The sequence below is a fragment of the Shigella sp. FJ200513 genome (assembly GCF_040495915.1).
Taxonomy (GTDB): Bacteria; Pseudomonadota; Gammaproteobacteria; order Enterobacterales; family Enterobacteriaceae; genus ECMA0423.
The window spans coordinates 1-9,649 of sequence record NZ_JBDYCV010000127.1 but is presented as its reverse complement, the minus strand read 5'-3'; the positions used below and the strand labels follow the sequence as shown (position 1 = coordinate 9,649).

At 45.1% G+C, this 9,649-nt stretch carries 12 protein-coding genes and 2 pseudogenes; 8 read left to right on the top strand and 6 right to left on the bottom strand.

The window, feature by feature from the left end; genetic code table 11:
• Nucleotides 1-107: 107 nt before the first annotated feature.
• The 4 genes and pseudogenes from ABZJ92_RS18855 to ABZJ92_RS18840 all read left to right on the top strand — a co-directional run bounded on the left by ABZJ92_RS18855 (nt 108) and on the right by ABZJ92_RS18840 (nt 5,029).
• Complete coding sequence (locus ABZJ92_RS18855) at nt 108-1,631, top strand: EAL domain-containing protein (protein ID WP_001246473.1); 1,524 nt, start codon at nt 108-110, stop codon at nt 1,629-1,631.
• A 131-nt stretch (nt 1,632-1,762) separates the two neighbouring features.
• Nucleotides 1,763-1,982, top strand: a pseudogene (ymgF, locus tag ABZJ92_RS18850) (cell division-associated protein YmgF).
• Between the two features lie 399 nt (nt 1,983-2,381).
• The gene (locus tag ABZJ92_RS18845; protein WP_005047951.1) at nt 2,382-2,591 is read left to right on the top strand and encodes a hypothetical protein; all 210 of its coding nucleotides are present in this window, start codon (nt 2,382-2,384) and stop codon (nt 2,589-2,591) included.
• A 116-nt stretch (nt 2,592-2,707) separates the two neighbouring features.
• The gene (locus tag ABZJ92_RS18840; protein ID WP_011110579.1) at nt 2,708-5,029 is read left to right on the top strand and encodes an autotransporter outer membrane beta-barrel domain-containing protein; all 2,322 of its coding nucleotides are present in this window, start codon (nt 2,708-2,710) and stop codon (nt 5,027-5,029) included.
• A 56-nt stretch (nt 5,030-5,085) separates the two neighbouring features.
• Here the strand turns inward: ABZJ92_RS18840 and ABZJ92_RS18835 are convergent, their stop codons facing one another.
• Genes ABZJ92_RS18835 through ymgI form a run of 3 tightly spaced genes read right to left on the bottom strand, consistent with a single transcriptional unit; the run spans nt 5,086 to nt 5,944 of the window.
• On the bottom strand, nt 5,086-5,421 hold the full coding sequence (locus ABZJ92_RS18835; RefSeq protein WP_000979977.1) for a YmgD family protein: 336 nt from the start codon (nt 5,419-5,421) through the stop codon (nt 5,086-5,088).
• Nucleotides 5,422-5,424: 3 nt separating this feature from the next.
• The gene (locus ABZJ92_RS18830; RefSeq protein WP_000726971.1) at nt 5,425-5,769 is read right to left on the bottom strand and encodes a YMGG-like glycine zipper-containing protein; all 345 of its coding nucleotides are present in this window, start codon (nt 5,767-5,769) and stop codon (nt 5,425-5,427) included.
• Between the two features lies 1 nt (nt 5,770).
• A complete protein-coding gene (ymgI, locus tag ABZJ92_RS18825; RefSeq protein ID WP_000122462.1) occupies nt 5,771-5,944 on the bottom strand; it encodes a protein YmgI in 174 nt (57 codons plus the stop codon).
• Nucleotides 5,945-6,044: 100 nt separating this feature from the next.
• On the opposite strand from ymgI, the gene ymgJ reads away from it, so the two are divergent.
• The 3 genes and pseudogenes from ymgJ to ABZJ92_RS18810 all read left to right on the top strand — a co-directional run.
• A complete protein-coding gene (gene ymgJ, locus ABZJ92_RS18820) occupies nt 6,045-6,230 on the top strand; it encodes a protein YmgJ (RefSeq protein ID WP_014532223.1) in 186 nt (61 codons plus the stop codon).
• Complete coding sequence (locus ABZJ92_RS18815) at nt 6,191-6,310, top strand: hypothetical protein (RefSeq protein ID WP_001131446.1); 120 nt, start codon at nt 6,191-6,193, stop codon at nt 6,308-6,310. Before ymgJ ends, ABZJ92_RS18815 begins: the two co-directional genes overlap by 40 nt.
• 34 nt (nt 6,311-6,344) lie before the next feature.
• A pseudogene (locus ABZJ92_RS18810) lies at nt 6,345-6,689 on the top strand (autotransporter outer membrane beta-barrel domain-containing protein); the annotation flags it as partial.
• 371 nt (nt 6,690-7,060) lie between these two features.
• Here ABZJ92_RS18810 and minE read toward each other — a convergent pair.
• Genes minE through minC form a run of 3 tightly spaced genes read right to left on the bottom strand, consistent with a single transcriptional unit; the run spans nt 7,061 to nt 8,862 of the window.
• Nucleotides 7,061-7,327, bottom strand: a complete 267-nt coding sequence (minE, locus tag ABZJ92_RS18805) for a cell division topological specificity factor MinE (RefSeq protein ID WP_001185665.1) — start codon at nt 7,325-7,327, stop codon at nt 7,061-7,063.
• Nucleotides 7,328-7,330: 3 nt separating this feature from the next.
• Nucleotides 7,331-8,143, bottom strand: a complete 813-nt coding sequence (minD, locus tag ABZJ92_RS18800) for a septum site-determining protein MinD (protein WP_000101055.1) — start codon at nt 8,141-8,143, stop codon at nt 7,331-7,333.
• 23 nt (nt 8,144-8,166) lie between these two features.
• Entirely contained in the window at nt 8,167-8,862 is a 696-nt protein-coding gene (minC, locus tag ABZJ92_RS18795) for a septum site-determining protein MinC (RefSeq protein ID WP_005047937.1), read from the bottom strand.
• Nucleotides 8,863-9,381: 519 nt separating this feature from the next.
• On the opposite strand from minC, the gene ABZJ92_RS18790 reads away from it, so the two are divergent.
• On the top strand, nt 9,382-9,649 hold a 268-nt coding region (locus ABZJ92_RS18790), incomplete at its 3' end, for a YcgJ family protein (RefSeq protein WP_250543926.1).

The following is a 9,649-nucleotide window of genomic DNA, read 5'->3' as shown; positions in this document are numbered from 1 at the left end:
GAAATGGAAGCCACGCAAGCACCTTAAAATCACCATCATACACTAAATCAGTAAGTTGGCAGCATTACCCATTTTCATGTATTAAACCCTTTGGCCGGGACAAGCAAATGCGCAATACACTCATACCCATCCTCGTTGCGATATGCTTGTTTATTACCGGTGTCGCTATTTTGAACATCCAGCTCTGGTATTCCGCAAAAGCAGAGTACCTGGCGGGAGCAAGATATGCCGCCAACAATATCAATCATATACTTGAAGAAGCGTCACAGGCGACTCAAACAGCGGTTAACATTGCCGGGAAGGAATGCGACCTCGAGGAGCAATATCAGCTTGGCACTGAAGCAGCTCTGAAACCTCACCTGCGCACAATCATCATTCTCAAACAGGGAATAGTCTGGTGTACATCCCTGCCTGGGAATCGGGTCCTGCTGTCTCGTATTCCTGTTGTCCCGGACAGTAATTTACTGTTGGCTCCGGCAATCGACACCGTTAATAGATTACCTATCCTGCTCTATCAGAGCCAATTTGCAGATACGCGCATTTTGGTTACGATAAGTGATCAACATATTCGCGGGGCGCTTAATGTACCCTTGAAAGGGGTAAGGTATGTATTACGCGTGGCGGATGACATTATTGGACCAACGGCTGATGTGATGACGCTTAATGGACATTATCCCTATACCGAGAAGGTTCACTCCACAAAATATCATTTCACTATTATCTTTAACCCGCCGCCACTCTTTAGCTTCTACAGACTTATCGATAAAGGCTTTGGGATTTTAATATTTATTCTGTTAATCGCCAGCGCCGCTGCCTTCCTGCTTGATAGATATTTCAATAAAAGCGCAACGCCTGAAGAGATCCTGCGACGGGCAATAAATAATGGGGAGATCGTCCCTTTTTACCAACCTGTGGTAAATGGTCGGGAAGGGACATTGCGGGGAGTTGAGGTGTTAGCCCGCTGGAAACAACCTCACGGTGGATATATTTCACCCGCGGCATTTATTCCACTTGCTGAAAAATCCGGATTAATCGTTCCGCTTACACAAAGCCTGATGAATCAGGTTGCCAGACAGATGAACGCTATCGCGAGTAAACTGCCGGAAGGTTTTCATATTGGAATTAATTTTAGCGCTTCGCATATTATTTCGCCGACGTTTGTCGACGAGTGTTTAAATTTCCGTGACAGTTTTACCCGCCGCGATTTAAACCTTGTTCTGGAAGTCACCGAGCGTGAGCCATTGAATGTTGATGAAAGTCTGGTTCAGCGGTTGAACATTCTGCATGAAAATGGTTTTGTCATCGCGCTGGATGATTTCGGTACTGGCTACTCAGGGCTTTCTTATCTTCATGACCTGCATATTGATTATATCAAAATTGATCACAGTTTCGTTGGCCGCGTAAACGCAGACCCAGAATCAACCCGAATTCTGGATTGTGTATTGGATCTGGCGCGTAAACTTTCGATCAGTATCGTCGCTGAAGGTGTCGAAACGAAAGAACAACTTGGCTATCTGAACCAAAATAATATCACATTTCAGCAGGGTTATTATTTCTATAAACCTGTTACATACATCGACCTGGTCAAAATTATCCTTTCTAAACCGAAGGTGAAGGTTGTGGTTGAGTGAAAATTGATCAGTAAGGCCATAGTGCGGTGTAATTATAGACAGCTAATTAGCTCGTTGCCTCTTGTTACTATTGTTCATTATTTTGTTTGCTATAATTGTTTGAAAGTTTTGACAGGATTGCCATTAGTAGCATGAATAATAGTAATAATCTGGATTATTTCACTCTCTATATCATCTTTTCCATTGCATTTATGCTGATCACCCTCCTGGTCATCCTTATTGCAAAACCCAGTACCGGGCTGGGAGAAGTGCTTGTGACGATAAATTTGCTTAATGCCCTTGTTTGGCTGGCGATCAATCTGGTTAATCGATTTAAGAGAAAGACTCGTTAGCCACAGGGATCAGCAATAATCTTTCAGTTTCTCACTGTCAGTATGCGGCTGAATGGGTTGCTGGCAGTGAACGCCTGGATCATTGAAGGAAAGGAATTATTGCGCAAATAGTTGTCAACCTTGGTGTTATCACAGTTGTTTTTATATATCACCGAAATAATTACCATGGCAACTATTAATAATTTTGATGTCGAAGAGTTATTTGTTAAACAAAATAGTCACCCCAAAGTGATCAATGTCATGAAAATAAGGTGAAAAATGATAATGCCGACTTATTTATCATTTATATATTGTCGCTGTTTATCTATTTAAATTTTTTGTGCTTTTGTTTTTGTCTTTACCCTCCGTTTTGGTAATCTGAGCTCATAGGTTATTTGACCAGGAATGTTTGTTAATCCAATGAATGGATAGTTAATCTATGAAACTGAAAAAACTCCCCGGGTTTAGTTTGGGACTTATTGCTCTGGCGGTGGGTAATGCATATGCTGAACAGTTTATTCAGCACGATGAATATAAACATGCTGTGGCAATAAAAGATGGAAAAGTAAAAGATATTGATAATGCGCTAGTTATAACAACGGGTAATGGAAGTTACGGGTATCCGTTGCAGGAGAGGGTAGTAAGTTAACCATTAACAATGGCGTCATTGTAACAACGGGCGGTTTATATCCTTCTGACAATAGTCCTCTAAGCCCAGCATTAACAGCTAGCGCAATCGTAAGTGAATTTGGCGGTGCTGTTATTTTGCAGGGTAAAAACACGATTGTCACAACGGGGGATTACTCAATTGGTTTGCTAAGTCAAACGAGTGGAAACCTGAATACTGACACCATAATAAGAGTCAACTCTGACGGTTCGGTTACCCCCTCTTTTTCTGACGGAGATGATACATTTATTGTTACTGCGGGTAATCACGCAGTCGGCGTTCTTGCGTGTGCATCTCCCGGAAGCGCGTGTGCGTGTGTATCTTCTCTTGATGAAGAAAGTACTGCCGATACAGGAAGTAATGAAAATAATGCCATAGCAAAACTGGATATGGCAAAAGGGGAGATCACAACCCACGGAACAGAAAGTTATGCCGCGTACGCTAATGGCACTGTCGTCAAGGCTGGTGACACGCTTGATTATACCAATGCCAGCGTTACATTAACCGATGTTGATATCACCACGCATGGGGACAATGCTCATGCCATCGCTGCCCGCCAGGGGACAGTTTCATTTAACCAGGGAGAAATTTATACAACGGGTCCTGACGCCGCGATTGCTAAAATTTATAATGGCGGCACGGTGACGCTGAAAAATACATCTGCAGTCGCGCATCAGGGGTCTGGAATTGTGCTGGAGTCTTCCATAAATGGTCAGGAAGCAACGGTAGATATTTTATCTGGTAGCTCACTACGGTCAGCAAATGAAATCCTCTACCATAAAGATGAGACGAGTAACGTGACCATTACGGATAGTGAGGTATCATCGGCTGCAGATGTTTTTATCAATAATATTAAAGGTCATTTGACCGTCGATGCAACTAATTCAAAAATAACGGGTTCAGCTAATATTTCAACAGATGATAACACTCATACCTATCTGTCGCTTTCAGATAATAGTACCTGGGATATTAAAGCTGACTCAACGGTGAGCAACCTCACGGTTGATAATAGTACGGTCTATATTTCCCGGGCAGATGGACGGGATGTCGAACCAACAAGATTAACAATAACTGAAAATTACGTTGGTAATAATGGCGTATTGCATCTCAGAACTGAATTGGATGATGATAATTCAGCTACGGATAAAGTCGTTATTAATGGAAATACCTCTGGAACAACCCGAGTTAAAGTTACCAATGCAGGAGGCAGCGGAGCTTACACGTTAAATGGGATAGAGATTATCAGCGTTGAGGGGGAATCAAATGGGGAATTTATTAAGGATTCGAGGATTTTCGCCGGTGCCTACGAATATTCATTAACCCGAGGTAATACCGAAGCGACCAATAAAAACTGGTATCTGACTAACTTCCAGGCAACGAGCGGCGGTGAAACAAACTCCGGAGGAAGTTCAGCGCCTACTGTTGCGCCTACCCCCGTCCTGCGCCCCGAAGCTGGAAGTTACGTCGCCAACCTGGCAGCCGCTAACACTCTTTTTGTTATGCGTCTGAACGACCGTGCGGGTGAAACGCGCTACATCGATCCTGTAACTGAACAGGAGCGTTCAAGCCGACTTTGGCTACGTCAAATTGGCGGGCATAATGCCTGGCGTGACAGCAACGGACAGTTGAGAACGACCTCGCATCGCTACGTCTCGCAGTTAGGGGGCGATCTGTTAACCGGTGGTTTTACCGATAGTGACAGTTGGCGTTTGGGAGTGATGGCTGGTTATGCCCGCGACTACAACTTAACTCATTCCAGCGTGTCGGATTATCGTTCGAAAGGGAGTGTCAGAGGCTATAGCGCAGGGCTGTATGCCACTTGGTTTGCCGATGACATCAGTAAAAAAGGCGCATACATTGACTCCTGGGCGCAATATAGCTGGTTTAAAAACTCCGTGAAAGGGGATGAATTAGCCTATGAATCCTATAGCGCGAAAGGTGCAACCGTCTCGCTGGAAGCGGGTTACGGTTTTGCCCTGAATAAATCCTTTGGTCTGGAAGCGGCGAAATATACGTGGATCTTCCAGCCACAGGCACAGGCTATCTGGATGGGCGTCGATCATAATGCGCACACGGAAGCCAATGGCTCACGTATTGAGAATGACGCAAATAACAACATCCAGACCCGACTCGGCTTCCGCACCTTTATTCGTACTCAGGAGAAAAACAGCGGTCCGCACGGTGACGACTTTGAACCTTTTGTTGAAATGAACTGGATCCATAACAGTAAAGATTTTGCTGTCTCAATGAACGGTGTGAAAGTCGAACAAGATGGGGTGAGTAATTTGGGGGAAATTAAACTTGGCGTAAATGGCAACCTGAATCCAGCGGCCAGCGTCTGGGGGAATGTGGGCGTGCAGCTGGGTGATAATGGCTACAATGACACCGCAGTGATGGTGGGCCTGAAATATAAGTTCTGATCCCGCCGTTAGCTAAAAAACCGCGTCGTATTCATCGACGCGGTACATATGAAATATTATTTTTTGCCGATAGCACGCATGGTGTCATCAATTGCCGTGATCAACAGCATTTGCGGGTCTTTAGCGCAAACCTGATTCAGTTTTTCTACCACTTTGGCGCTCAGTTCCGGAGATTGCTCAATTTTTAAATCACGGCTGGCAACGCTGGCATTACCCATTACCGCAACAATTTCTGCAACCTGTGCGCTGTCAGTTTTTGCCATTTCGTTGGCTTCTGCGCAAGTAATATAGGTTTCTGACGGCAAACCGTTTTTAATATTGTAGTCCTGCGCCCAGGTCATTGGTGCGAAAACAAACAGGCCCGCCAGTAAAGCAAATTTTTTCATCATCATTCCTTATTTCATTTTACCCAGAATTGCACCACCCGTACCGCCAATCACGGCACCTTTAATCGCCCCTTCGAGGCCATTGCCGGTCAGAACGCCAGTGACAGCACCAACGGCGGCACCCACTTTTGCACCTTTACGCGCATTTTTACCGTCGCGGCCTTTTTCTGTTACTGCACTAACACCAGCGCCAACAGCTGCACCTTTCAGTACGCCATTAACACCATTGCCAGTAAGTAAACCAACGCCTGCGCCTAGCAATGCACCTTTCGTGGTGCGGTTCATATCCGCTATCGCTGGCGTGGAGCAGAACAATGCTGAGATAAGCCCGAAGGCAAGTATTTTTTTCTTCAACTTAGATGTCCGGTATTAAGTAAGTTGCACACACAATAATTTCGTCTTCAATTAAGATCTGCTTAACTAAAGAACGCTCGCTATTATTCAGATAATTCAAAATGAGCGTGGCTGTGATGATAGGAATTATGTTTTTTACGTGAATGAGAATAATCTTAAATGAGGAATAACTCATTGATTGACAATATTTTTATTCAAGAAGTGTCATTGACTGTTAACGCAATGTTGTAAAGGTAAGATAATCTGATTTATCAATATTATTGTGTGATTTTTATGTGAGCAGAAGATATTCATCAGCAACGATTACATTAGTCATTTTATTTTTCCGACGGCCTCATTGTCTAAAGATAAGCGTACGACAGTATTATCTGAAAAGAGTGATTTTTTATCCAACTACACTTCAGCGCACTGCGTGTAAAAAATGCCTCTTTCTTATGCGGGATATCATCATTTCATCATGATGTCTTTGGTGAGCGGTGAACACAATACACCTGCGCTGTCTCTTCAGGATGAATCCCCTGGTCTGGTGCCTGCGGGCTGATGTTGCAGCAGAGCTTAGGTCACTTAGACGCTACTATCATTTATCCAATGGCATGGAATCGAAATCAGTCGATACCCGCAGTATATATCGTGAACTGGGTGCAACGCTGAGTTACAACATGCGTCTGGGGAACGGTATGGAAATTGAACCCTGCCTGAAGGCGGCTGTGCGCAAAGAATTTGTCGATGATAATCGGGTGAAAGTGAATAGTGACGGTAATTTTGTCAATGATTTGTCGGGCAGACGTGGAATATACCAGGCAGGTATTAAAGCCTCATTCAGCAGTACGTTAAGCGGGCATTTCGGGGTGGGGTATAGCCATGGTGCCGGTGTGGAGTCCCCGTGGAACGCGGTGGCTGGTGTGAACTGGTCGTTCTGACCATCAACGATTAAACTGCGCTTCGGCGCAGTTTTCGTTTACAGGATGTTGAAAGAGAAAATTCTGGGGCAAAAAAAGCCCGCCAGTTACGGCGGGAAACCTCATCCTATGGGAGAACAATGAATAATGAAATTGCGGGGTTATCATCTCCCAGTATATACACACTAATAACATGGTTATTTACTCAACCAGGCATAAACATTTTGTTCTGTGCGTGGGAACAGCCTTAAGGTGTAAAGGGGGAGGTGGAAATAGCAATGAGGAGTATCAGCAAGAATACTCGCCGCTTTACCACAACGTGGATGAGAGGGATGAAAAACTCAAGGCAGAAATGACTCTGCCTTGAAGATAAATGCGTTTTTACAGCGGGCTTATTTCAGCTCTTCTGCTTCCGGTAAGGTCACGTTCAGCTCAAGAATAGAAATATCGCCATCTTTTTGCTCAAGCTGTACGGTTACCATCTCAGGATCAATTTGTACGTATTTACAAATGACCTCAAGAATATCTTTACGCAACTGCGGCAGATAATGCGGTTCTGCATCGCTGCGACGGCGTTCAGCAACAATAATCTGCAGCCGTTCTTTTGCAATGTTGGCTGTGTTCTTCTTCCGCGAGAGAAAGAAATCGAGTAATGCCATAACTTATCCTCCGAACAAGCGTTTGAGGAAGCCTTTCTTCTCTTCTTCAATGAAGCGGAAAGGACGTTCTTCTCCCAACAGACGTTCTACGGTATCTGCGTAGGCTTTACCCGCATCGGCGTTAATGTCGAGAATGACCGGTTCACCCTGGTTAGAGGCGCGCAATACTGATTGATCCTCTGGGATCACGCCGACGAGTTTGATGCGCAGGATCTCCAGCACATCTTCCATGCTCAGCATGTCACCTCTGCTTACGCGGCCTGGGTTATAGCGCGTTAACAGCAGGTGCTCTTTAATAGGCTCTTCGCCATTTTCTGCGCGGCGTGATTTTGACGCCAGAATGCCTAAAATACGGTCAGAGTCGCGTACTGAGGAGACTTCCGGGTTGGTGGTAATAATGGCTTCGTCTGCAAAATAGAGTGCCATTAACGCACCGGTTTCAATCCCTGCCGGGGAGTCACAAACGATAAATTCAAAATCCATCGCTTTCAGATCATCAAGAACTTTGGCGACCCCTTCACGGGTGAGGGCATCTTTATCGCGTGTTTGCGATGCCGGAAGAATATAGAGATTTTCAGTACGCTTATCTTTAATTAACGCCTGATTTAGCGTTGCATCGCCCTGAATGACGTTGACGAAATCGTAAACGACCCGGCGTTCGCAACCCATAATCAGGTCGAGATTACGCAGGCCGATATCAAAATCTATCACGACAGTTTTCTTTCCCTTCTGGGCCAAACCAGTGGCGATGGCCGCGCTGGAGGTTGTCTTACCAACACCCCCTTTACCCGAAGTAACAACAATAATGCGTGCCATAGAAATTCCTTGTTAAAAAGGGATCAATTTAACGGTTGAACGGTCAAAGCGTTTTCGACTAACTGCAGTCGCGCCGCTTTGCCATAAAATTCTGCTGGGATTTGATCACTCAGCCAGTATTCACCTGCGATGGACACCAATTCCGCCATCAGGTTCGTACAAAATATTTGCGTTTCCCGGTCACCACTTGCCCCTGCCAGCGCACGACCGCGCATCATGCCATAGACATGAATGTTCCCATCGGCAATCAATTCGGCCCCAGCGCTAACGTGGCTTGTAACAATCAGATCACATTGTGGAGCATAAATACGCTGACCGGAACGCACCGGGGTATCTATTAAACGCGTTTTTGTGACCGGCATTGTATTTTGCGCTGGAGCCTGCGGTGCGGGAGCTGGACGTGGCGCTTTTTCTTTTCCTTCCGTCAGGATAGGCAGCCCCATTTTTTCAATTTCGGCTTTAAGTTGCGCATCTTTGCAGCCACTTACGCCAATAACCCGCAAACCGGTTGCCGAAACCGCCTTATGCATCGCTGACCAGTTTACCGGGTCTTCCAGTGCACTGACGTTGAGTACAACGGGGGCATGTTTTAAAAATGTGGGGGCCTGAGCGATTTTGTCTTTCAGCGCCTGATGGATAACCTTAGGTTCTGCCTCATGCAGATGAACCACAGATAAAGTGAAGCTACTGCCTTTAAGCTCGATTGGAGTGTTTGACATCCTGGCCTTACTCAATTAGCTATTAATCATCGCCAGCGCGCGATGATGTTCCGAAGACTATAAGGCATGTTATAGTCTGGATTATATTGAGGCAAGTCACCCTCCCATTTATTCAGAGTAAAAGTCTATTCTGTGATAAATGGCGCTGATTCATAGCTTAAAAAATACCCTTGTCAATCAACCCATTGCCGTCGTACTTTTGATTCTTCTTATTTACGCTTCCTTTTTCCGCACCCTAATCGTGACAGCATCTCCAGACCTGTTTAAATATCCAGTATTGAGGCAAGTGTATTTTTTCACCACGCCAGGCTTTCTTAACTTTCCATTTTTTGCAGCATCATTAAAGAACAGATACCCGTTATCTTAATATCCGCCACAGAATTGCTCTATCATAGAAACCGCAGAAGACGTCTGATACTTCTGTCAGGTCATCGTAACTCGTCCAGGTCAGCGGTTTTGATTACGGATTGATGACGAAATGAGCATAAGTGTTGTACGGTTGGATTATCAGGATGTGCTATGAATATGATGCGTATTATTTATATCGGATTGTCAGGTGTGGGGATGATGTTCTCATCAATGGCGTCTGGACATGACGCTGGCGGACTTCAATCTCCGACGTGCGGCGTTGTTTGCGACCCGTATATTTGTGTGAACTCAGATGGCATTTCCCCAGAGTTAACAAGGAAATATCTCGGCGAAAAAGCCGCTTGGATTTGCCCCTATATTTCCAGACATCTGTTATCACTTAACCCATTACAAGCCCGCTGCCGCAGATATTCCCGTG

Excerpts from the sequence above, each read along its gene's own strand:
- ABZJ92_RS18855 (WP_001246473.1), top strand. The coding sequence starts at position 108 with ATGCGCAATACACTCATACCCATCCTCGTTGCGATATGCTTGTTTATT.
- ABZJ92_RS18845 (WP_005047951.1), top strand. The coding sequence starts at position 2,382 with ATGAAACTGAAAAAACTCCCCGGGTTTAGTTTGGGACTTATTGCTCTG.
- ABZJ92_RS18835 (WP_000979977.1), bottom strand. The coding sequence starts at position 5,421 with ATGATGATGAAAAAATTTGCTTTACTGGCGGGCCTGTTTGTTTTCGCA.
- ymgI (WP_000122462.1), bottom strand. The coding sequence starts at position 5,944 with ATGAGTTATTCCTCATTTAAGATTATTCTCATTCACGTAAAAAACATA.
- ABZJ92_RS18815 (WP_001131446.1), top strand. The coding sequence starts at position 6,191 with ATGCCTCTTTCTTATGCGGGATATCATCATTTCATCATGATGTCTTTG.
- minE (WP_001185665.1), bottom strand. The coding sequence starts at position 7,327 with ATGGCATTACTCGATTTCTTTCTCTCGCGGAAGAAGAACACAGCCAAC.
- minD (WP_000101055.1), bottom strand. The coding sequence starts at position 8,143 with ATGGCACGCATTATTGTTGTTACTTCGGGTAAAGGGGGTGTTGGTAAG.
- minC (WP_005047937.1), bottom strand. The coding sequence starts at position 8,862 with ATGTCAAACACTCCAATCGAGCTTAAAGGCAGTAGCTTCACTTTATCT.